Origin of the sequence: Methylobacterium nodulans ORS 2060, from assembly GCF_000022085.1 — a bacterium.
GTDB classification, from domain to species: Bacteria; Pseudomonadota; Alphaproteobacteria; order Rhizobiales; family Beijerinckiaceae; genus Methylobacterium; species Methylobacterium nodulans.
Genome location: NC_011894.1, coordinates 5,279,351 through 5,301,455 on the forward strand (window position 1 = coordinate 5,279,351; position 22,105 = coordinate 5,301,455).

Consider the following 22,105-nt stretch of genomic DNA (forward strand, 5'->3'; position numbering starts at 1 on the left):
GGGGTGGCCGCTCCCCCGGGAACGGGCGGGTCGCATCCGGACCCCGCGCGGCCCCGTTCTCGGGCCGCTGTCGTAGCCGGCGGGTTAAACGCGGCCGCTCCGGTCCGGCCGCCTTGAACGGTGGTTAAGGGCGCGTGACGAAAAACGCCCGGCCGTCAGAACCACCGCTCCTTGATGAGGATGGTGTCTCCGGGACGCACCGGATAGGTCATCGGCACGATCCCCGAGACGAGGCCGTCGCGGGTCTGGCGGGTCAGCACCGCATGGTCGCGGGCCGCCCGGGGCGCGAACCCCGCCGCGATCGCCACCGCGGTCTCCACCGTCATGCCGTTCACGTAGGGGTACTGCCCCGAGGTCGTGACCTCGCCCAGAATGAAGAAGGGCCGGTAGAGGTCGATCTCGACGGTCACGTGCGGCTCGCGCACGAAACCGTCGCGCAGGCGCGCCTCGATGGCCCGCGCCGCCTGCAGCGTGGTCCCCCCGCCCACCGGCACGGGCCCGATCAGCGGCATGATGATCCGCCCGCCTCCATCGACCGTGTAGAGGTTGGAGAGATTGTCCTGCCCGAAGACGATCACCCGCAGCCTGTCGCCGGCCGCGAGAGCGTATTGCGCCCCGGTCGAGCCGGTGACGGCCGCGTCGAGATACTCGGTCCGATATCCGGGATGCATGCAGCCGCCGAGCGCCAGCGTGGCGGCGAGACCGGTCAGGAGAACGCGTCGATTCATCGCTTTCGGCCAAATGCGTCCGATGCGCCCGGTTTAGGCCGGCATGGTTAATGAAAGCTCACCCGGATACTCGACTTGTCCGCCTTGGGGTCGAGGCGACGCGGCGGATCTTTACCGGCCGGCAACCTTAATCAGGTGTGATCGGGGCCGGACCGCTCCGATGGTCCTCGGCTCCTCTCAACTGCAGACGGCCCGCATGTTCCGCGTCTCTCCCGTTGCCCCGAGATTGCTTGCGGGCGGCGCGCTGCCCGGCCGCGCCGGCCGGCCCGGCAGCCGCGAGACACCGAGGGACGAGGGCGTGGCGCTCGGCGATCTCAGCCGCCTGCTGCGGCGGCACTGGCTCGCGATCCTGCTCCCGACGCTCGCCGCCTTCGCCCTCTCGCTCGCCTTCGTGCAGATCGTGCCTCCGCGCTACACCGGAGAGGCGAAGCTCCTGCTGGAGAGCCGCGACAGCGCGCTGACGCGGCCGCAGCAGGAGCGGGGCGACGTGCCCCAGCCCATCGACGAGCAGGCGGTGGCGAGCCAGGTGCAGGTGGTGATGTCCCGCGACATCGCCCGGGAGGCGATCAAGCGCCTTGGCCTCGTCGGCAACCGCGAGTTCGACCCGATGGTGGAGGGGGTCGGCCCGGTCCAGCGGGCCCTCGTCATGCTGAGCCTCCTGCCCAATCCCCTCGACCGCGATCCGGAGGACCGGATCCTCGAGACCTATTTCAACCGCCTGCTCGTCTATCCGGCGGGCAAGTCGCGCATCCTCACGATTGAGTTCCGCTCCCGCGACCCCGAGCTCTCCGCCCGCGGCGCCAACACCATCGCCGAACTCTACCTCGCCTCGCTCGCCGCCGCGAAGGTCGACACGGCCCGCTTCGCCTCGACCTGGCTCGGCTCGAACATCGACACCCTGCGCAGCCGGGTGGCCGAGGCGGAAGCGAAGGTCGAGGCGTTTCGCGCCAGGAACGGCCTGATCGGCGGGGCCGCCGGCACCGCCGGGACCCAGCCGATCGGCACCCAGCAGCTCACCGAGCTGTCGACGCAGCTCACCCAGGCGCGCGCCGCCCAGGCCGACGCCGCCGCCAAGGCCAAGCTGATCAAGGACATGCTGCGGGACGGACGGGCCTTCGAGATCCCGGACGTCGCCAACAACGAGCTGATCCGCCGGCTCGTCGAGCAGCGCATCACCCTGCGCGCACAGCTCGCGCTGGAGAGCCGCACCCTGCTGCCGCAGCATCCCCGCATCAAGGAGCTGAACGCGCAGCTCGCCGACCTCGAAGGGCAGATCCGCGCCGCCGCCGACCGCACCGTCCGCACCCTGGAGAACGATGCCCGCATCGCCGGGAGCCGCGTCGAGACCCTCCAGGCCGCGGTCGAATCCCAGCGCGACGTCGTCGCCAAGGGCAATACCAGCGAGGTGCAGCTGCGCGCCCTGGAGCGGGAGGCGAAGGTCCAGCGCGAGCAGCTCGAATCCTATCTGGCCCGCTATCGCGAGGCCGCGGCCCGCGACGCTGAGAGCGCCGCGCCGGCGGATGCCCGCGTGGTCTCGCGGGCGATCGTGCCGGACACGCCGTCCTTCCCCAAGAAGCTGCCGATCGTCGGCTTCACCACCGTGGTGGCCTTCCTGCTCGCCGCCGGTGCCGTGGTGGCGCGCAGCCTGATCGCGGCCGATCCCGACGACCAGCGCCGGCGCGGCAGCCCGCCGCCCCGCAGCGCCGCAGGCCCGACGGACATCCCGCCCCCCGCGGGCCGGACGGACGGCCCGGGACTTGCGCGCACCACCGTCCATCCGCCCGCTCCCTTCGGCCGGACCACCGCGCCAGGCGGCTCCGCGGACGCGTCCCTGGCGAAGCCCGGATCGCCGGCGCCCAGGCGGACGATCGATCCCGGCACGGAGCGATTCGACTTCGACGCCCTGGTGGCCCGGCTCGGCACCGTCGAGACCGCCGGCGGCGGCCGCCGGGTGCTCGTGGTCGGCACCGGGTCCGAGGAGGATTTCGAGGCGCTCGCGACGGCACTCGGCCGCTCGCTCGCCCGCTCGTCCCGCGCCGTGATGGTCCGCATGGAAGTGGCGGGCGCGGCCAAGCACCCGGGCCTCACCGACATCGTCGCCGGCGAGGCAGCCTTCGGAGAGGCCATCCGGCGCGACCCCGGCTCGCGCCTGCACGTCATCGATCGCGGCGTCAGTGAAATCGGCCTATTGATCGAGGAGCGACAGGGCCTCGGCATCGCCCTCGACGCCCTCGGGCAGGCCTATGACTGGATCCTCTGCGCCGTGAACGACGGAAGCACCGGGGCGATGCGACCGCTGATCGCCGCCACGTCGAGCTGGATGGATGCGGTGGTCATCGCCTCGGATGCCGCGCCGGACGATGCGAACCTGGTGGCGCTCTACGATCTCGCCGAGGAAGCCGGCGTTCCGGAGGTGATCGTGGCGCAGGAGCAGCCGCCGGCGCCGATCGCCATGCCGGCCTATCCGCTGCGGCGTTCGGCCTGAAGACCGGCGTCACGCCGCGAGCGCCATCCCGGCCGCCTCCGCCCCGAACGGCAGCAGGAGCACCTGCCGCCCCTCCAGGTCGTGCACCGTGACGCTCCAGTCGGACCAGTCGCCGCCGAAGCGCCGCCGCACGCCCTCGGCCACCTGCGCAGCCCGCCGGCGGATCGACTCGCCCGGCCGGACGCGCTGGCCCTCCGCGTCGAGAAGGCATTCCAGTCCGTTCGTGCAGTGGAACCGGTAGGTCGCCATGCGTTCGGATCTCCCTGTGCGATCCGAGATTTGTTCACACTTTGTTCGCATGTCAATGCGCAGTCGCGCGATTCCCGAAGCCAAGCGTTAAGCCTCGCCCGGACGAGGCCGCCATTCACGGTCGAGCAAGCATCTTCGCCAACCGGAACGACAGAAATCGCCGCGAATTATCGTCCCGCTTCAAAGGTCACGTTCGAGGACCGCAGGGATGATCAAGCAGAGTGGTGGGGCCGCGGCGCTGGCCGTCGCGGCGATGGTGGCGTGTGGCCCGGCATCGGCGCGCGAGATCGTCGCCTTCGATCCCGGCGTCTCGCCCGGCAGCATCGTGGTGCGCACGGGCGAACGCCGGCTCTACTTCGTGAACGGGGACGGTACGGCGATCCGCTATCCGATCGCGGTGGGCAAGCTCGGCAAGCAGTGGACGGGGCTCGCCCATATCGAGGGCAAGTACGTCCAGCCGGCCTGGGCACCGCCCGCCGAGGTGAAGCGCGACAACCCGCGCCTGCCGAGGATCATTGCGGGCGGCTCGCCTCACAACCCGATGGGCGCCGCCGCCCTCACCCTCGACCGGGGCGAGTACGCCATCCACGGCACCAACCGCCCGAGCTCGATCGGGACATTCGCGTCCTACGGCTGCATCCGGATGTACAATCAGGATGTCGTGGATCTGTACAGCCGCGTCGAGGTCGGGACCCCGGTAATCGTGACGCACTGACGCGTCCTCCGACATCTGGTCGATGGTTTCGCCGTGCGGATGGGAGCGCGATGATCCGGTCTCCGCCCCTTCCCGGATTCTCCGCTCTTCCGGCTCCCTCTTTCCGGGCCCGTTCGGGCCTGCACGACTGCAGCGCCAGCGGAAGGAGACCCGGGACCCAGCACGAGGACGTGCCGCGAAGCGGCTCAATCTTCCAGCACCGGCGCTGACAAGCGGTCGCTGCGCGACTTCTTCTGCTGGGTCCCGGGTCGCATTCCGCTGACGCTGCATGCGCCCGGAACAGGGGGGAGCGGGCGTGAGGAAGCCGGGCGGGCCGATCGATGAGACGCTCTCCGAATCAACCGTTCGGCGAGCGTCTCACCCGTCCCGCCCGTGCACCTGCGCGGGTGGGGACGTGGCCTCGACCGCCGTGAAGGTCTCCAGGATGCGGTAGGTGTGCTGCGCCCCGGCCGGCACGAGCCAGGAATCACCGGGTTCGAGGCGGACGGTCTGCCCGGCGACCTCCAGCTCCGCCCGGCCCGCGATCACATAGCCCACGGTCTCGTAGTCGCGTGCCGCCGCCGGCTTGCTGTCGGTCGGCGCCTCCTTCTCCCAGAGCCGCATCGACACGCGCTTGCCGGAGGCGAGATAGCGCTCGCCCTGCGGCCCGTGCGGAGAGGTCTCGCCGGAGATCTTCTTGATCGTTGTCTCTGCCATCGCTGCCTCCGCGATCGTTCCGACCCCAACGGAAGGCTCACGGCCGGTGTTCCCTTAAGCCAGGGAGGCCGCGATCGCCCGCTGGATGCCTCGGATGTCGGCGCCGCGCCCGAGCGTCCGGGCGATCGGCTCGGGCCGGCCCGAGACCCAGATCTTCAACTCGGAATCGAGGTCGAAGCTGCCGGCATTCTCGATCGAAAATGCGGTGATCGCCCGGTAGGGCACGGTCAGGTAGGAGACCTTGCGCCCGGTGAGGCCCTGGCGGTCGACGAGGATCATGCGCCGGTCGGTGAACACCATCAGGTCGCGGATGACCCGGAAAGCCACCTGGACCGCCTCGCCCGGGACCAGCATCCCGTCGAGGTCGCGCGCCACGGCATCGGGCGCGGCGTCGCTGCCATGACCGAGGAGCCCGTCGAGCAACCCCATCGCGTTCCTCCTCTGGGTGTCTCTGCGGCGCCAAACCTTGCCGTGTCGCCCATCTGGACGGAGAAAAGCTGTCCGCGTCCCCTGGACTGGCTCTAGAAATCCGTGGCGAGGCCCTTCACCTCCCAATCGTCGTAGCGCACGGGTTCGAGCCCGCCGCGCCCGTCGATCTCGCGCGCGCGCCGGATCTCGGCCGCCCGGGCATCGATCGCCGCGCGACGGGCCTGCGCCTCGGCAAGGGCGCGCTCCGCTGCCGGGCTGAGGGGCTTGCGCGGCGCCTGCGCCGGCTTGGTGTCGTCCATGCTCGTCATGCTCCCGCTTGCATCCGGGCCGGCGCGGTGCCACGCCCGGTCCCTCGCGCGTCGGATCTCCTCCCGCAGGTGGAGGGGGGCCGGCGCGCCGTCAAGGCAGGAGCGGCGACAGGCGCATGGATGACGGGCACGACGATCGGACGGCCGGACTGGCGGCGCGGCGCCTCGCCCATGCGAGCGTCGCGGATCTCCTCGGGGCGCGGTCCGGCACCGTCCTCGACGACGTGCTCGACCCGGCAGCCGCCCGGGCCTCCCTCGGCGCGCAGGATCTCGGGCTCGCCCGGGCGATCGCCGCAGCCACCTTCCGCCATCTCGGGGTCATCCGCCACGCGCTGGCCGCCCGGATGACCCAGGGCCTGCCGGAGGACCAGCCGCGGCTCCTCGCGCTCCTGGCGACGGGGGCGGCGCAGATCCTCTACCTCAACGTTCAGGATCATGCGGCCGTCGACCTCTCGGTGCGGATCGCCAAGAACGAAGCGGCCCTGCGCCACCTGAGCGGGCTCGTGAACGCGGTGCTGCGGCGCATCGCCCGGGAGCAGGCGGCGATCCGCCAGGAAGGCGACGCCGACCCGCTGGGGCTCGGCACGCCCGCCTGGCTCGCCCGCCGCTGGAGTGCGGCCCATGGCGCGGCGACGGCGCGGGCCATTGCGGAAGCGCACATGCGCGGCGCCCCCCTCGACCTCACCGTCAAGGCGGATCCGGAAACCTGGGCGGAGCGCCTCGGGGCCCGGCTCCTGCCGACCGGGAGCCTGCGGCTCGACGACGCCCGCACGCCGGTGCCGCAACTCGCCGGCTACGATTCCGGCGCATGGTGGGTGCAGGACGCCGCCGCCGCCCTCCCGGCCCGGCTGCTCGCGGTGCGGCCGGGCGAACGCGTCGCCGATCTCTGCGCCGCCCCCGGCGGCAAGACCGCCCAGCTCGCCGCCGCCGGCGCCGCGGTAGTGGCGGTCGACCGCTCGGAGGCCCGGCTCCGGCGCCTGAGCGAGAATCTCGCACGGCTCGGCCTCGCCGCCGAAACGCGGGCGGTGGACGCCCTGACGCTCCCGGACGACGACCAATTCGACGCGATCCTGCTCGACGCGCCCTGCAGCGCCACCGGTACGATCCGCCGCCACCCCGACGTCGCCTGGACGAAGCGCGAAGGGGATCTCCCGCGCCTCGCGGCGCTTCAGGGGAAGCTCCTCGACAAAGCGGCGCGGCTCCTGCGGCCGGGCGGGCGGCTCGTCTACTGCACCTGCTCCCTGGAGCCCGAGGAGGGCGAGGCCCAGGCCGACGCCTTCCTGGCCCGCCATTCGGATTTCGCGCGCCTGCCGATCGCCGCCGAGGAGGTCGGCGGGGAGACCGGCTTCGTGAGCGAGCGGGGCGACCTGCGCACCCTCCCCTCGCACTGGCCGGACGCGGCGGGAGGTCGCGGCGGAATCGACGGGTTCTTCGCGGTCCGGTTGCGGAAGGCCGAGACCTGAACGCCAAATTGGTCCGGCGCTGTTCACAAGTGCAGCCGCGGCGTTTGACGCCGCCGTGATCCTTCACCATTGGTTGATCCCGGTTGGCTGAGCACGGTCTCGCGCAGCCGGGGCCGGGCGCCCCGCCGCGCGCGGAGGCTTCCGGGGGGTATTTTGCATTGGGGGCCTGACCGCTGGCGATTCTACCGGCTCGTCGGGCGTGAGATCGGCCGCGCCGCGCGCGGCGCCGTCAGCCGAGTCTCCTCGGCCCCGTCGGCCTTCGCACGGCTGCGCCCGACCGGTCTCGTCATCGCGCCTCAGGATCTGCGCACCAGCGACGCCACCCTGGCGGGCGATATCTATGCGGGGCTGTTTGTCTTCGCGGGCCGGGCGCTCGCCACCGGCGGGCGCTCGCCCTTCGACTTCACGCCGCCCTCCCCCGAATGGGGCGAGGCGCTCTACGGCTTCGGCTGGCTGCGCCACCTGAGCGCCGCCGACAGCGCGCTCGCCCGCTCCAACGCCCGCGCCTTCGTGCAGGATTTCCTGGCTGGGCGCGGCGACCGGGAGATCGCCGACCGCCCATCCGTGGCGGCGCGGCGCCTGATCTCGCTCCTCAGCCAGTCGCCGCTCGTGCTCGAAGGGGCGGATCACGCCTTCTACCAGGCCTTTCTGAAGGGGATCGAGCGCTGCGTGCGCCGCCTCGACGCGGCGGTGCGTCACGGCATCCCGCCCCGGCAGCGCCTCGGGGCCGCCGTCGCGCTCACCTATGCGGGCCTGTGCTGCGACGGCTACGAGCCGGTGCTGCGCCGCGGCGTGCGGCTCCTATCCCGGGAACTCGCCCGTCAGATCCTGCCGGATGGCGGCCATCGCAGCCGCGACCCGGCGGCCGTGAAGGAACTCCTCCTCGACCTGCTGCCGCTGCGCCAGAGCTTCCTCAGCCGCGACATTGCGCCGCCCGAGGCGCTGCTCAACGCCATCGACCGGATGCTGCCCTTCCTGCGGCTGCTGCGCCACGGCGACGCCTCCCTCGGCCACCACAACGGCATGGGGGCGACGGAGGCCGACCAGCTCGCGACGCTCCTCATCTACGACGGGGCGCTCGCCCGCCCGCTGATGCACGCGCCCCATACGGGCTATTCCCGCCTCGAAGGCGGCGCGACGCTGCTCGTGGCGGATATCGGGGCGGCGCCCCCGCCCGCCTATTCGACCGTGGCGGGGGCCGGCAGCCTGTCCTTCGAATTGTCGAGCGGCGCCCAGCGCCTGGTGGTGAATTGCGGCATGCCGGCGAGCGGGGAGGACATGCGCCAGCTCGCCCGCACCACGGCGGCCCATTCCACCGCAACCTTCAGCGAGACATCGTCGTGCCGGTTCCTCAACCCGCCGGGGCGCGGCTTCACGCATCCGCTCGCGGTCTGGCTCAAGAGCCGGATCGGCCCGGTGATCGTGCGCGGCCCCGCCCATGTCCCCTCCGAGCGCGGCTCGGAACCGGATGGCACGAGCGTGCTCGCAGCGAGCCACGACGGCTACGTCCCGAGCTTCGGCCTCGTTCACGAGCGTCGCTGGCGCCTTGCGGCGGACGGCGCGCTGCTGGAGGGCGAGGATGCCTTCCTGCGCCCGCTGCGCGAGGGAAGCGGGCGCGACGAGACCCGGCCAGTCGAGGCGGCGATCCGCTTCCATCTGCATCCGTCGGTGCGGGTCGGACGCGAGGGCCACGCCGTGCGCCTCCTCGGCGCGAACGGCGAGACCTGGCTGTTCGAGGCGGAGGCCATCGACCCGGTCATCGAGGAGAGCGTGTTCTTCGCAGCCTTCAACGGAGCGCGGCGCACGGAGCAGATCGTGCTGCACCTGAGCGTCACGGACGGCACCAGGGTGGCGTGGCGGTTCCGGCGGCTTTGATACGACTGCCGATTGATCTGTTCCGGGACGAGTTCGCGCGGGGAACCCCTCTCCCGTGCGGGAGAGGGGCAGGGGTGAGGGTCCAGGTGGTTCAGCAAGAAGACGGAACCGGGCCGCTGTCAGCACCACGGCCTCAGGATTATTGCGGATCCGTCCGGGACCCTCACCCCTACCCCTCTCCCGCACGGGAGAGGGGATCCCGCGGTTCCCGCGCCCTCTCGTTTCCGAACAGATCAACCGGAAGCCATATGACACCGCGAGCTCCGGGGGACGGCGCAACGCCTCCGCTGGCCTCCCCCGGCCGTTTCTGCTACCGCGCGCTGATTCCAACCCGCTGGCAGGCGCTCACGCCCGCTTTCCGCTCCGATGCACGGACCTTGACCCATGGCGAGCGACCTCATCCCCGTCACCCGCGCGCTGCTCTCGGTCTCCGACAAGACCGGCCTCGTGGATTTCGCCCGGGCGCTCGCCGCGCGGGGCGTGGCGCTCGTCTCGACCGGGGGCACCCACCGGGCGCTCACCGAGGCGGGACTCGCCGTCACGGAAGTCTCCGACCTCACCGGCTTTCCCGAGATGATGGACGGCCGGGTCAAGACGCTGCACCCGGGCGTCCATGGCGGGCTGCTCGCCGTGCGCGACAACCCCGAGCATCAGGCGGCGATGCTCGCCCATGGCATCGCGCCGATCGATCTCCTCGTCGTCAACCTCTACCCGTTCGAGGCGACGCTGGCGGCCGGGCGCCCGGCGGCGGAGTGCATCGAGAACATCGATATCGGCGGGCCGGCGATGATCAGGGCGGCGGCCAAGAACCACGAGGATGTGGCCGTCGTGGTGGATGTCGCGGATTACGGCGCGATCCTGGCCGATCTCGACGCCCATGGCGGCGCGGTGATCCGGGCGACCCGGCGGCGCCTCGCCCAGAAGGCCTTCGCGCGGACCGCCTCCTATGACGCGGCGATCGCCACCTGGCTCGAAGGCGAATACGCCGCGGAGGTCGCCGAGGCGCCGGTGTATCGCGCGCTCGGCGGCACCCTCGCCCAGGGCCTGCGCTACGGCGAGAACCCGCACCAGCAGGCATCCTTCTATCGCACGGCCGGCGCAGCGCGCCCCGGCGTGGCGACGGCCCGTCAGCTGCAGGGCAAGGAACTCTCCTACAACAATCTCAACGACACGGACGCGGCCTTCGAATGCGTGTCCGAGTTCGATCCCGCGCGCACGGCGGCGGTCGTCATCGTCAAGCACGCCAACCCTTGCGGCGTGGCCGAAGGGGCTTCGCTGCTCGCCGCCTACGAGCGGGCGCTCGCCTGCGATCCGGTCTCGGCCTTCGGCGGCATCGTGGCGCTGAACCGCACGCTCGATGCAGAGGCTGCGCGGCGCATCGTCGAGATCTTCACCGAGGTCATCATCGCACCCGACGCCACCGGGGAGGCTGCGGCGATCGTGGCGGCCAAGAAGAACCTGCGCCTCCTGGTGACGGGCGGGGTCGCCGACCCGCGCCAGCCGGGCGCGGTCTGGCGGACGGTCGCGGGCGGCATCCTGGTGCAGAGCCGCGACGCGGCGGTGGTCGACGACATGGACCTGCGCGTCGTGACGAAGCGGGCCCCCGACGCGCGGGAGCTCGCGGATCTGCGCTTCGCCTTCCGGGTCGCCAAGCACGTGAAGTCGAACGCCATCGTGTATGCCAAGGACGGCGCCACGGTCGGCATCGGCGCCGGGCAGATGTCGCGGGTCGATTCCTCCCGCATCGCCGCCTGGAAGGCCGCGGAGGCCGCCAGGGTTGCGGGCGCCCCCGAGAGCCTCGCCCGCGGGGCGGTGGTCGCCTCCGACGCCTTCTTCCCCTTCGCGGATGGGCTCCTCGCGGCGGCGGAGGCCGGTGCCACGGCGGTGATTCAGCCCGGCGGCTCAATGCGCGACGACGAGGTGATCCGCGCCGCCGACGAGGCTGGCCTCGCCATGGTGTTCACGGGGCACCGGCACTTCCGGCACTGATCCGGAGGGGACGGAGCCGGCGGGTGCGTTGACGTCCGCCACCGCCTTGCGCCAAGCCTAGCCGTCGGCCGCGGCGGACGGCGGGGCAGGACGGGATGCGGCTCTACGAACACGACCTGCGGGCGCGGGTGCTGGCGGAAGTCCACGCCCGCCCCTTCATGCCGGTCAAGACGCCGCGGCGCTTCCTGCACTACGCCTTCCTGACCGACGGCGAGGCCGCGGCGGCCGACCGCGCCGCCCTCGACGCCTATTGCGCCTCGCTCGGCCTGCCGGGACCGGCACCGGGCGCCAAGCAGCACCGGGTGGTGTTCTCCGGCGCGATCCTGCGCTGGGAGAGCCACAGCGAGTTCACCACCTACACCTGGGAATTCGCCGACGGGCAGGGCCTCGCCTTCCAGCCCCAGCCCGATGCGCTCTCAGGGGTCATGGAGGGATTGCCGCAGCCCGGTCCCCTCCTCGCCGCGGTCGACCTCCACCTGCTGGCGGCGGGCGAGGGCGACCTGCCGCCCGAGATCGGCACCACCTTCACGCCCGCCTCGCTCGCGGCGGCGCAGGCCGAGGGCGGCGCGGCCCTGATCGCCACGGACTTCCAGCCCGATCCCCACGGCTACGTGCGCATCGTCATCGCCGACCGGGGCATGACGCGGGTGGCGGCCGGGGCCCTGGTGCAGCGCGTGCTGGAGATCGAGACCTACCGCACCCTCGCCCTCCTCGGCCTGCCCGAAGCGCAGGCGCTGGCGCCCGCGATCCGGCGCATCGAGACCGCCCTGCCGGACCTCATGGAGGAGATGCGGACGAGCGAGGGTTTCGAGGCGAACCACCGCCTCCTCGACCGGCTGATCGCGCTCGCGGCCGAGCTCGAAGCCGGAGCGGCCCGCTCGCTGTTCCGCTTCGGCGCCACACGGGCCTATGACGAGCTGATCCGCCTGCGGCTCGAGGCCATCCGCGAGCAGGCGATTCCCGGCCAGACGAGCTGGTCGGTCTTCCTCGCCCGCCGCTTCAACCCGGCGATCCGCACCTGCGTCACCACCGGCGAACGGCAGGACACCCTCTCGCGCAAGCTGTCGCGCATCGCGCAGATGCTGCGCACCCGGGTCGACGTGGAGCTGGAGCGGCAGAACCACGCCCAGCTCCAGGCGATGAACGACCGCGTCAGGCTCCAGATCCGGCTACAGCAGACGGTGGAAGGGCTCTCGGTCGCGGCGATCAGCTACTACGTGGCGAGCCTCATGCATCTGGTGCTGGAGGGGGCCCATGCGGCGGGCCTACATGTCGATGCGACGGTCGGCACCGCGGTGGCGGTGCCCGTCATCGTGCTCGGCGTCGCCTGGATGGTCCGGCGCATCCGGCGGATGCACGCGGAGCCCGGCGCCCATTGAGCGCCGGCGCTCATCCCGCCAGGGGCACGAAGAAGCAGAACACGTAATCGCCTCGGTGGCACCAGTGGAAGTTGCCGTCCTTGCTCGGGCGGACCTTGGCCATCGGGATGAAGATGCCGTGGGTCCTGTAGCCTCCCGGGACTTCGACGGCATCGCTCACCGGCTCGCAATCCTGATCAGAGCAGCATTCGTAAGGGTACCAGGAATGCACCGGCTGGATCAGCGAGAGAGCGACGACGAGCGCAGTCTTCATGGGATGACCACCCTTCCCGTTGACGCCGGCCGGCAGGAGACCGGTCGGCCGGTTCTCCCGGCACGGCCCGTGCCAAGCCTGGCTGCCCTCCCCTTCCGAGACATGGGCGCCGAACGGCGCTCGCCAAGGCGGCAATGGGTGGGGTGATGGGCAAGGCCGCCGCGGCCAGGCTTGGGGCCGGGCTTGGCACGCAGAGCGATCCTAAATCGAAACCAGCGGTCGTGGAGGCCGGAACGGCCCTCAATCGAAACTGATGTGCGTGGAGGCCGCCCCGCTCCTCATGCTGAGGTGCAGGCGATCGAAGATCGCGCAGGCTGCCTCGAAGCACCCCGGGCCGGTAATCCCGGCCACCCGCGTCTCGGATCAGCGGTCAGGCGTGCTTCGAGGCAGCCTGCGCGATCTTCGATCGCCTGCACCTCTCAGCTTGAGGAGGGTTCAGCCCCCCAGAAATGGACGATCCTGAATGATGCCCCGCAGCTCACAGGAGAACGCCGCCACCGGCCCATCACGAAAAGGCCGACCGGCACAGGGCCGGTCGGCACGATCGATCAGGACAAAGGCAGGCAGGTCGCGACGATCCGTCGCCCCGCCGCAATCACTCCGCGGCGATTGAGGAGGCGGCGAGCGGCACCACCCGGGCGGCGCAGAACTTGAATTCCGGGATCTTGCCCAGCGGGTCGAGCGCCGGGTTGGTGAGCAGATTCGCGGCCGCCTCCGCGTAGCAGAACGGCATGAACACCATGCCCTCCGGCACGTCCCGGTCGGAGCGCACCGTCACCTCCACCGCGCCGCGCCGGGTCTCCAGCCGGATCCGGTCGCCCGGACCCACCCCCAAGCGGCCGAGTTCGCGCGGGGCCAGGAAGGCCACCGCCTCGGGCTCGAGCGCGTCGAGCACGCCCGCGCGCCGCGTCATCGAGCCCGTGTGCCAATGCTCCAGCACGCGGCCCGTCGAGAGCACCATCGGGAACTCGCTGTCGGGCACCTCGTCCGGCGGCACGATCGCGGCCGGCACGATCTTGGCCCGCCCGCTCTCGGTCGGGAAGCCGGCGTAGAAGATGATCTCGTTCCCGGGCTCGTCCGGGGCATCGACCGGGTAGGTCACCGCCCCCTCGCGCTCCAGCCGCTCCCAGGTGATGTTCTTGAGCGACGGCATCACCCGCGTCATCTCGGCAAAGACGTCGGCCGGGCCGCGATAGTCCCAGGCCAGGCCCATGCGGCGCGCCAGCTCCTGGATGATCCACCAGTCCTGGCGCGCCTCGCCCGGCGGGGGCACCACCGGGCGGGCCATCTGCACCCGCCGGTCGGTATTGGTGAAGGTGCCGGCCTTCTCGGCGAAGGCCGAGGCCGGCAGCACCACGTCGGCGTGGAAGGCGGTCTCGGTCAGGAACAGATCCTGCACCACGAGGTGGTCGAGCCGCGCCAGGGCGCCGCGGGCGTGGTTGAGGTCGGGATCCGACATCGCCGGATTCTCGCCCTCGACATACAGGCCGCGGATCTCACCGGCATGGATCGCCTTCATGATCTCGACCACGGTCAGGCCCTGCTGGGGATCGAGGGACTGGCCCCAGAAGGTCTCGAACAGCTCCCGCACCGCCTTCTTCTCGACCGACTGGTAGTCGGGATAGACCATCGGGATCAGGCCGGCGTCGGAGGCGCCCTGGACGTTGTTCTGGCCGCGCAGCGGGTGCAGGCCGGTGCCGGGCCGGCCGATCTGGCCGGTGGTGAGCGCCAGCGCGATCAGGCAGCGGGAATTGTCCGTGCCGTGCACATGCTGGCTCACCCCCATGCCCCAGAAGATGATCGAGGCCCGCGAGCGGGCGTAGAGCCGCGCCACCTCGCGCAGGGTCTCGGCCGGGATGCCGCAGACGGGGGCCATCCGCTCGGGCGTGAATTCGCGGATGCGCTCCTTCAGCGCGTCGAAGTTCTCGGTGTAGCCGGCGATGTACTGCTGGTCGGTGAGCCCCTCCGCCACGATCACGTTCAGCATCGCGTTCAGCATCGCCACGTCGGTGCCGGGCTTGAAGGCGAGGTGGCGATGGGCATGGCGCGACAGCACCTGCCGGCGCGGATCCATGATGATGAGCTTGGCGCCCCGCTCCTTCACGGCATTCTTGATGAAGGTGGCGGCGACCGGGTGGTTCACGGTCGGGTTCGCCCCGATGATGACGATCACCTCCGCGTCGAGGGCGGCCGAGAACGGGGCCGAGACGGCGCCCGAGTTCAGCCCCTCCATCAGCGCCGCCACCGAGGAGGCGTGGCAGAGCCGGGTGCAGTGGTCGACGTTGTTGCTGCCGAAGCCGAGCCGGACCAGCTTCTGGAACAGGTAGGCTTCCTCGTTCGAGCCCTTGGCCGAGCCGAAGCCGGCGAGCGCGTGGCGCCCGTGCGCCTCGCGGATCCGCCGCAGGCCGCCCGCCGCGCGCTCCAGCGCCTCCTCCCAGGTCGCCTCGCGGAAATGCGTCCAGGGATTGGCCGGATCGACCTGGTCGTTGGCGTCCTTCGGGACGTTGTCGAGGCGGATCAGCGGCCTCGTCAGCCGGTGGGGATGGTGGACGTAGTCGAAGCCGAAGCGCCCCTTGACGCAGAGCCGGTTGTGGTTGGCCGGGCCGTCAATGCCCTCGGCGTAGACGATGCGGTCGTCCTTGACCTTGTAGGAGACCTGGCAGCCGACGCCGCAATAGGGGCAGAGCGAATCGACCGCGCGGTCCGGATAGACCACGCGCTCCTGCGCCTCGTTGAGGTAGGCGGCCGGCATCAGCGCGCCGGTCGGGCAGGCCTGGACGCACTCGCCGCAGGCCACGCAGGTCGACTGGCCCATCGGGTCGTCGAAGTCGAACACCACCTTGGCGTCGGCATTGCGGTAGGCCATGCCGATCACGTCGTTGACCTGGACCTCGCGGCAGGCGCGGACGCAGAGGTTGCACTGGATGCAGGCATCGAGGTTCACCCGCATGGCCGGATGGCTCGCATCCGGCTGCCAGCGCGCCTCGGACGGGAAGCGGCTCTGCGTCACCCCGACGCCATCGGCCTGGGCCCAGAAATGCGAGTCCGGGTCGTGCGAGGTCGCGCGCTCCGGCTGGTCGGCGACGAGGAGCTCCATCACCATGGCGCGGGCCTTCACGGCCCGGTCGCTCTGGGTCTTCACCTTCATGCCGACGGCCGGCACGCGCTTGCAGGAGGCGGCGAGCACGCGCTCGCCCTCGATCTCCACCATGCAGGCGCGGCAATTGCCGTCCGGCCGGTAGCCCGGCGCGGGCTTGTGGCAGAGATGCGGGATGGGATTGCCGAGGCGCTGGGCCACGGCCCACAGCGTCTCGCCGGGGCGCGCCTCGACCGGCTCCCCGTCGAGTTCGAACACCACGCCCGGGATGCCCGCCGGCATCTCGCGCAGGGACAGGGTGCCGCTGGGCGCCGGCCCGGCCTGGCCGCCGGCCTTGGTGCCCTGCGAAGAGGCGCCGCCCGCCTGCGGCCGGCCCCCTGAGCCGCCGGCATCCTGCGGGGCGGACGGGCCGGTCACGAGCGGGTCGCTGCCGGCCGGATTGCTGTTCTGGGTGCCGCTGCTCATGGTGTCGCTTCCGCTGCCGAACCCGCAATCCCTACTCGGCCGCCACGGGCCGCGGGGTCGGGAAGAGGTCCGGGAAATATTTGATGAGGCTGGTGACGGGATTCGCGGCCGCCTGCCCCAAGCCGCAGATCGAGGCGTCGCGCATGCATTGCGAGAGCTCGCCGAGGAGGTCGGTGTCCCAGACCCCCTGCTCCATCAGCCGGCGCGCCTTGCGGGTGCCGACCCGGCAGGGCGTGCATTGGCCGCAGGATTCGTCCTCGAAGAACCGCATCAGGTTGAGGGCGGCGCCCCGCAGATCGTCCTGGTCCGAGAGCACCACCACCGCGGCCGAGCCGATGAAGCAGCCGTATTTCTCGAGCGTGCCGAAATCGAGCGGGATGTCGTCCATGGCGGCCGGCAGGATGCCGCCCGAGGCGCCCCCCGGCAGGTAGGCCGCGAAGCGGTGGCCCGCGGCCATGCCGCCGCAGAACTCGTCGATGAGCTCGCGGATGGTGAGGCCGGCCGGCGCGAGCTTCACGCCGGGCGCGGCCACCCGGCCCGAGACCGAGTAGGAGCGCAGCCCGGTGCGGCCGTTGCGGCCGTGGCTCTTCCACCAGGCGGCCCCCTTCTCGATCAGGTCGCGCACCCAGTAGAGGGTCTCGACGTTGTTGATCAGCGTCGGGCGCCCGAACAGGCCGACCTGGAACGGGAAAGGCGGCTTGTGGCGCGGCAGCCCGCGCTTGCCCTCGAGGCTCTCGATCATCGAGGATTCCTCGCCGCAGATATAGGCCCCGGCCCCGCGGCGCAGGTGGATGCGCGGGCCGCCCGGCGGGAGCTTGGCGAGCTCGCGGGCCAGGATCGCGCGGGCGATCGGGTACTCGTCGCGGATGTAGAGGTAGATCTCCGCGGCCTCGACCACATGGGCGCCGATCAGCGTGCCTTCGAGGAAGCGGTGCGGATCGGTGTTGAGGTAGAGCTGGTCCTTGAAGGTGCCGGGCTCGCCCTCGTCGCCGTTGACCGCCATCAGCCGCGGCCCCGGCTCGCCGCGCACCGAGCGCCATTTGCGCCCGGTCGGGAAGCCCGCCCCGCCGAGCCCCTTCAGCGCCCCATCGTCGAGGATGGCGAGCACCGCCTCGACCGTCAGCTCGCCGGCGCGCAGGCGCTCCAGGGTGCGGTAGCCGCCCGCCGCCCGGTAGGCGTCGTAGTCCACGTAGTCGGGGATGTGCGGGTGGGTGTCGCCGGCCGCGACCGCCGCCTTCACGCGCTCGGGCGTGGCCCGGGGCAGGAAGTTGTGGCCGACCTCCGCCGCCGGGGCGTGATCGCAGAGGCCGACGCAGGGCGCGCGCACGACGCGCACCGGCCCGCCGATCTCGGCCTGCAGGGTGGCGAGCAGCGCCTCGGCCCCGTGCATCGCGCAGGTGAGACTGTCGCAGACGCGCACCGTCAGGGCCGGAACCGCCGCCTCGCCCTCCTTCACCACGTCGAAATGGGCATAGAAGGTGGCGGTCTCGAACACCTCCGCGAAGGCGAGCCCCATCTCGTCGGCGAGCGCCGCGAGATGGGGAGCGCTGATCTGGCCATAGGTGTCCTGGATGAGGTGAAGGTGCTCGATCAGGAGGTCGCGGCGGCGCGGCGCCTCGCCGAGCAGGGCGGCGATCTCCGCCTTGGCGCGCGGGTCGACCTGGCGCCCCTTCGGCACGGGCCTGGCCCGCTCGCGGCCCCGTCCGGGATGTTCGAAGCGCTGTACGCGCGACACGTCGTGCTGGCTCATGGGGCTACCGTACCAGCTGGCATACAAAATACAAGGATCCGCACAGAGGCGCTCGCGGGGTGATTTCGCCGGGCGGTGTTGCGCGTGATGAGGCGGGGGGCTCGCCAAGGTCTCGCCCCGATCGTCGCGCCCGGCGCGACGAACCGACCCTCGTTCAGACAGATAGCATAAGGGCTTGCGCGCGCCTGCGTCAGGAGCCGGCGCCCCCTACCAAAGTCGAATGCAGGGCTATTGGCCACCGAAAGCGCGAAGCGGCCGGCCGGCTTCCGACCGGTGCACCAGACGCACGCGCCCTTTCGCCGCGTCGATCTCTGCGAGGCGCGGGCCGGCGACCGCGTCGAGGGCTTCCTCGAAGGCGTCGAGGACGGCGTTGACCGCATCGAGCCCGTCCGGCCACGCGGCGGAGAGCCGCGCTTCGAGATCCTTCCGCATGGTGGCGGTCAGCGGTGGGCGCGTCTCGGCCGCGTAGGCTTCCGCGGTGATCCGGGCCCAACCGCGAGCCGTCCTCTCCGTCTCCGGCATGGGCGCTGCTCCCTCGCGTGGCGGGAGGAGAAACGCGCGAGGGCCGGATTCGTCCCCCCGGCCTTGTCGGCCCGGACCGGGGTGCGGTTCAATGGCTCATCAGGCAGCAGGCCGTGGCGGTCTGCAGGATCTCGCGGGTGACGCCGCCGAACAGCCATTCGCGCAGGCGGCTGTGGCCGTAGGCGCCCATCACCAGGAGATCGGCCCGCTGCGCCGCCGTGTTGGCGAGGATCGCCGCACCGGCGCGGATCTCGGATTCGGGCACGGTCTTCGCCGCCGCCGCGACGCCATGCCGGACCAGGAAGTCGGCCACGTCCCCGACCGCCTTTGCGTCCGTTTCCGGCGCGATGCCCAGCACGAGGACGTCGCTCGCCCGGCGCAGCAGCGGCAGGGCGGCGAGGACGGCCCGGCGCGCCTCCGGCGTGTCCTTCCAGGCCACCACGGCGTGCTCCGCCCGCATGCGGGTTAGACCCGGCGGCACGACGAGGATCGGGCGCCCCGCCTCCATCAGCAGCGGCCCGGGCGGCACGCCGAGCGGCCCCGCATCGCCGTCCCGCGCGCCGTGGCGGCCCACCACCAGAAGGTCCGCGGCACGGGCCTGGAGGGCCAGATAGGCGATGCCCGGCGCGATCGCCGAACGCCACGCCGTCTCGGCGTAGGAGTTCGCCGCGCGCTCGAACAGGTCCCGGGCCTGGCCCAGCTCTTCCACGACGCGGTCCTTCTCGGCCTCGAAGATCTGTTCCACCTCGGCGATGTCGGCGGCGGTGACCGGATCGGGCACGTGGCGTGCCGCCACGCCGATCAGGCGGGCGTCGAACCGGCCAGCGAGATCGGCCGCGAGCTGCACGCGCGCTGCGGCGGCGGGGCCGAGATCGAGGGAAACCATGATGCTGGCATAGGTCATGGGACTCTCCGCAGCCACGACTGTGCGGTTCTGATCCTGCTCCCCGCGGACGGAGGCGGCGTTGATTCAGCGCAAACCCGCCACCCGGTCTCGCGCATCATGGTCCGGCCAACCGGCTCGTCGGGCGTCCGCTTGATCCACATCAAGGCCGGGGGGCGGGGCGTGCCGGATAAGCGCTGGTCCGCGCGGCGATCCGCGCCTTCCCGCGAGCGAGCCATGGCCTCAGCCCCTGCCAGCAAATACATGACCGAGGGCGAGGCCGGCCTCAGCGCGGCCCTCGCCCTCGGCTTCCTCCTCAGCCTGGTCGCCGCCGCCAAGGCCGTCGACGCCCCCTTCGCCGCCCACGCCCTGCTGTTTGCCGCCGCCAGCGCCGCCGGCCTCCTCGCCATCCTGCGCCGCTACGCCGCCCGCGGGCCCGATCCCATCCCGCAGGAGATCGCCGGCAAGCCCAACTACGCGCTCGGCCCCATCAAGGTCGCCGCCCTCGCCGCCCTCGGCTGGGGCCTCGCCGGCTTCCTGGTCGGCTGCCTGATCGCCTTCCAGCTCTGGGCCCCCGCCCTCAATCTCGGCCTCGACGCCACCACCTTCGGCCGCCTGCGCCCGCTGCACACCTCCGCGGTGATCTTCGCCTTCGGCGGCAACGTGCTCATCGCCACCTCCCTCTACGTCGTGCAGCGCACCTGCCGGGTCCGGCTCGCCGGCGACCTCAGCCCCTGGTTCGTCGTGCTCGGCTACAACCTGTTCATCGTGATGGCCGCCACCGGCTACCTGATGGGCGTCACCCAGTCCAAGGAATACGCCGAGCCCGAATGGTACGCCGATCTCTGGCTCACCCTCGTCTGGGTCGTCTATCTCCTCGTCTTCCTGGCCACCCTGCGCAAGCGCAAGGAGCCCCACATCTTCGTGGCCAACTGGTTCTATCTCGCCTTCATCGTCACCATCGCGATGCTCCACATCGTCAACAACCTCGCGCTCCCGGTCTCGCCGTTCGGCTCCAAGTCCTACCCGATCTTCTCCGGCGTCCAGGACGCGCTGATCCAGTGGTGGTACGGCCACAACGCCGTCGGCTTCTTCCTCACCGCCGGCTTCCTCGCCATCATGTACTACTTCATCCCGAAGCGGGCCGCGCGGCCGATCTATTCCTACCGGCTCTCCATCATCCACTTCTGGGCCCTGATCTTCATGTACATCTGGGCCGGGCCGCACCACCTGCACTACACCGCGCTGCCCGACTGGGCCCAGACGCTCGGCATGACCTTCTCGGTCATGCTGTGGATGCCCTCCTGGGGCGGCATGATCAACGGCCTGATGACCCTCTCGGGCGCCTGGGACCGCTTGCGCACCGACCCCATCCTGCGCCTGATGGTGGTGTCGCTGGCCTTCTACGGCATGGCGACCTTCGAGGGCCCGCTGATGTCGGTCAAAGCCGTCAACGCGCTCAGCCACTACACCGACTGGACCATCGGCCACGTGCATGCCGGCGCGCTCGGCTGGGTCGCCTACATCTCGTTTGGCGCCCTCTACTGCCTGGTGCCCTGGCTGTGGAACCGCCGCGAGGTCTATTCCCTGCGCCTGGTCGAGTGGCACTTCTGGCTCTCGACGCTGGGCATCGTGCTCTACATCTGCTCGATGTGGGTCGCCGGCATCATGCAGGGCCTGATGTGGCGGGCCTACAACAGCTTCGGCTTCCTCGAATACTCCTTCGTCGAGACGGTCGCGGCGATGCAGCCCTACTATCTGGTGCGGGCGCTCGGCGGCACGCTGTTCCTGATCGGCGCGCTGATCATGGCCTACAACCTCGCCATGACCATCCGCGGCCGGGAAGCCCCCGCCCCCGTCCCCGGCGCCGCCCTCGCGCCGGCCGCCTGATCCCCTCGCACACGAAAGACCCCGGCCATGGCCCTCGCCCCGCCCGGCCTCTGGAAGAGGCACGAGCTCTTCGAGACCAACTCCATCCTGCTGCTGCTCGGCACCCTGCTCGTGGTGGCGCTCGGCGGCCTGATCGAGATCGTGCCGCTGTTCTACCTCAAGAGCACCATCGAGACGGTCGAGGGCGTGCGGCCCTACACGCCGCTCGAACTGGCCGGCCGCAACATCTACGTGCGCGAGGGCTGCTATCTCTGCCACAGCCAGATGATCCGGCCGCTGCGCGACGAGGTCGAGCGCTACGGCCATTTCTCGCTCGCCGCCGAGAGCCTGTACGACCATCCCTTCCAGTGGGGCTCGAAGCGCACCGGGCCGGATCTCGCCCGGGTCGGGGGCAAGTATTCGGACGAGTGGCACCGCGAGCATCTGCGGGATCCGCGCGCGGTGGTGCCCGGCTCGATCATGCCGGCCTATGCCTTCCTGGAGCGGCCGCTCGAGGCCGAGGCCATCGCGGACGACCTCGTGGCCCAGCGGCGGCTGGGCGTGCCCTACAGCCCGGCGATGATCGCCCGGGCCCGCGCCGACCTGCACGCCCAGCTCGATCCGGACGGCCCGGGCGCCGCCGGGCTGCAGCAGCGCTATCCCGGGGCGGGGCTGCACCGGCCCGGCGGGCGCGGCCCGGTGAGCGAGCTCGATGCCCTGGTCGCCTACCTGCAGGTGCTGGGCACCATGGTGGATTTCAAGCTCTACGACGCGCAGCAGAACCTGAGGTGATGCCGTGAGCTACGATCTCGCCGCCCGCTTCGCGCAGACCAGCGGCCTTCTCTACTTCGTGGGGCTGTTTGCCGGCGCCCTCCTGTACGCGCTGTGGCCGCGCCACCAGGGCCGGTTCGACGCCGCCGCCCGCCTGCCGCTGGATGAGGAGTGAGCCC

General features: G+C 71.4%; 19 protein-coding genes. 9 read left to right on the forward strand and 10 right to left on the reverse strand.

What is annotated here, in order from left to right; all coding sequences use genetic code 11:
• Positions 1–155: 155 nt before the first annotated feature.
• A complete protein-coding gene (locus MNOD_RS24635; protein ID WP_015931674.1) occupies positions 156–728 on the reverse strand; it encodes a polysaccharide biosynthesis/export family protein in 573 nt (190 codons plus the stop codon).
• A gap of 196 nt (positions 729–924) precedes the next feature.
• Between MNOD_RS24635 and MNOD_RS24640 the strand changes: the two genes are divergently transcribed.
• Complete coding sequence (locus MNOD_RS24640) at positions 925–3,213, forward strand: GumC family protein (protein WP_157091545.1); 2,289 nt, start codon at positions 925–927, stop codon at positions 3,211–3,213.
• Positions 3,214–3,222: 9 nt separating this feature from the next.
• Here MNOD_RS24640 and MNOD_RS24645 read toward each other — a convergent pair whose 3' ends face one another.
• Positions 3,223–3,462, reverse strand: a complete 240-nt coding sequence (locus MNOD_RS24645) for a DUF6894 family protein (protein ID WP_015931676.1) — start codon at positions 3,460–3,462, stop codon at positions 3,223–3,225.
• Positions 3,463–3,670: 208 nt separating this feature from the next.
• On the opposite strand from MNOD_RS24645, the gene MNOD_RS24650 reads away from it, so the two are divergent.
• Positions 3,671–4,177 carry a L,D-transpeptidase gene (locus MNOD_RS24650; protein WP_015931677.1) on the forward strand — a complete coding sequence of 169 codons (507 nt, stop codon included), beginning with the start codon at positions 3,671–3,673 and terminating at the stop codon, positions 4,175–4,177.
• 357 nt (positions 4,178–4,534) lie between these two features.
• Here MNOD_RS24650 and MNOD_RS24655 read toward each other — a convergent pair whose 3' ends face one another.
• The 3 genes from MNOD_RS24655 to MNOD_RS24665 form a co-directional block, all read right to left on the reverse strand.
• Positions 4,535–4,873 carry a cupin domain-containing protein gene (locus tag MNOD_RS24655; RefSeq protein WP_015931678.1) on the reverse strand — a complete coding sequence of 113 codons (339 nt, stop codon included), beginning with the start codon at positions 4,871–4,873 and terminating at the stop codon, positions 4,535–4,537.
• A 54-nt stretch (positions 4,874–4,927) separates the two neighbouring features.
• A complete protein-coding gene (locus tag MNOD_RS24660; protein ID WP_015931679.1) occupies positions 4,928–5,302 on the reverse strand; it encodes a PH domain-containing protein in 375 nt (124 codons plus the stop codon).
• Between the two features lie 92 nt (positions 5,303–5,394).
• Positions 5,395–5,601, reverse strand: coding sequence for a DUF1674 domain-containing protein (locus tag MNOD_RS24665; protein ID WP_015931680.1), 207 nt, complete (start codon positions 5,599–5,601; stop codon positions 5,395–5,397).
• A 125-nt stretch (positions 5,602–5,726) separates the two neighbouring features.
• Here MNOD_RS24665 and MNOD_RS24670 point away from each other — a divergent pair, with 125 nt between their 5' ends.
• The 4 genes from MNOD_RS24670 (at position 5,727) to MNOD_RS24685 (ending at position 12,316) form a co-directional block, all read left to right on the forward strand.
• Positions 5,727–7,073, forward strand: coding sequence for an RsmB/NOP family class I SAM-dependent RNA methyltransferase (locus tag MNOD_RS24670; protein ID WP_015931681.1), 1,347 nt, complete (start codon positions 5,727–5,729; stop codon positions 7,071–7,073).
• A gap of 153 nt (positions 7,074–7,226) precedes the next feature.
• A complete protein-coding gene (locus MNOD_RS24675) occupies positions 7,227–8,948 on the forward strand; it encodes a heparinase II/III family protein (protein WP_015931682.1) in 1,722 nt (573 codons plus the stop codon).
• A gap of 384 nt (positions 8,949–9,332) precedes the next feature.
• Positions 9,333–10,937, forward strand: a complete 1,605-nt coding sequence (gene purH, locus MNOD_RS24680; RefSeq protein ID WP_015931683.1) for a bifunctional phosphoribosylaminoimidazolecarboxamide formyltransferase/IMP cyclohydrolase — start codon at positions 9,333–9,335, stop codon at positions 10,935–10,937.
• 95 nt (positions 10,938–11,032) lie between these two features.
• Entirely contained in the window at positions 11,033–12,316 is a 1,284-nt protein-coding gene (locus MNOD_RS24685; RefSeq protein WP_015931684.1) for a DUF3422 family protein, read from the forward strand.
• Between the two features lie 10 nt (positions 12,317–12,326).
• Here MNOD_RS24685 and MNOD_RS24690 read toward each other — a convergent pair whose 3' ends face one another.
• The 5 genes from MNOD_RS24690 to MNOD_RS24710 all read right to left on the reverse strand — a co-directional run bounded on the left by MNOD_RS24690 (position 12,327) and on the right by MNOD_RS24710 (position 19,307).
• On the reverse strand, positions 12,327–12,569 hold the full coding sequence (locus tag MNOD_RS24690) for a hypothetical protein (RefSeq protein WP_015931685.1): 243 nt from the start codon (positions 12,567–12,569) through the stop codon (positions 12,327–12,329).
• A 595-nt stretch (positions 12,570–13,164) separates the two neighbouring features.
• Complete coding sequence (fdhF, locus tag MNOD_RS24695) at positions 13,165–15,948, reverse strand: formate dehydrogenase subunit alpha (RefSeq protein ID WP_425277516.1); 2,784 nt, start codon at positions 15,946–15,948, stop codon at positions 13,165–13,167.
• Between the two features lie 214 nt (positions 15,949–16,162).
• Positions 16,163–17,881 (reverse strand): NAD(P)H-dependent oxidoreductase subunit E, encoded by a 1,719-nt coding sequence (locus MNOD_RS24700; RefSeq protein WP_015931688.1) that lies wholly within the window; start codon positions 17,879–17,881, stop codon positions 16,163–16,165.
• Between the two features lie 228 nt (positions 17,882–18,109).
• Positions 18,110–18,403, reverse strand: coding sequence for a hypothetical protein (locus MNOD_RS24705; protein ID WP_015931689.1), 294 nt, complete (start codon positions 18,401–18,403; stop codon positions 18,110–18,112).
• An 88-nt stretch (positions 18,404–18,491) separates the two neighbouring features.
• Positions 18,492–19,307 carry a universal stress protein gene (locus MNOD_RS24710; RefSeq protein ID WP_015931690.1) on the reverse strand — a complete coding sequence of 272 codons (816 nt, stop codon included), beginning with the start codon at positions 19,305–19,307 and terminating at the stop codon, positions 18,492–18,494.
• Positions 19,308–19,523: 216 nt separating this feature from the next.
• Here MNOD_RS24710 and ccoN point away from each other — a divergent pair, with 216 nt between their 5' ends.
• The 3 genes from ccoN to MNOD_RS24725 are packed head-to-tail and all read left to right on the forward strand — an operon-like array spanning position 19,524 to position 22,101.
• On the forward strand, positions 19,524–21,176 hold the full coding sequence (gene ccoN / locus MNOD_RS24715) for a cytochrome-c oxidase, cbb3-type subunit I (protein WP_015928783.1): 1,653 nt from the start codon (positions 19,524–19,526) through the stop codon (positions 21,174–21,176).
• Positions 21,177–21,203: 27 nt separating this feature from the next.
• Positions 21,204–21,947, forward strand: a complete 744-nt coding sequence (gene ccoO, locus MNOD_RS24720) for a cytochrome-c oxidase, cbb3-type subunit II (protein ID WP_015928784.1) — start codon at positions 21,204–21,206, stop codon at positions 21,945–21,947.
• A gap of 4 nt (positions 21,948–21,951) precedes the next feature.
• Positions 21,952–22,101, forward strand: a complete 150-nt coding sequence (locus MNOD_RS24725; RefSeq protein WP_015928785.1) for a cbb3-type cytochrome c oxidase subunit 3 — start codon at positions 21,952–21,954, stop codon at positions 22,099–22,101.
• The last annotated feature ends 4 nt before the right edge of the window (positions 22,102–22,105 follow it).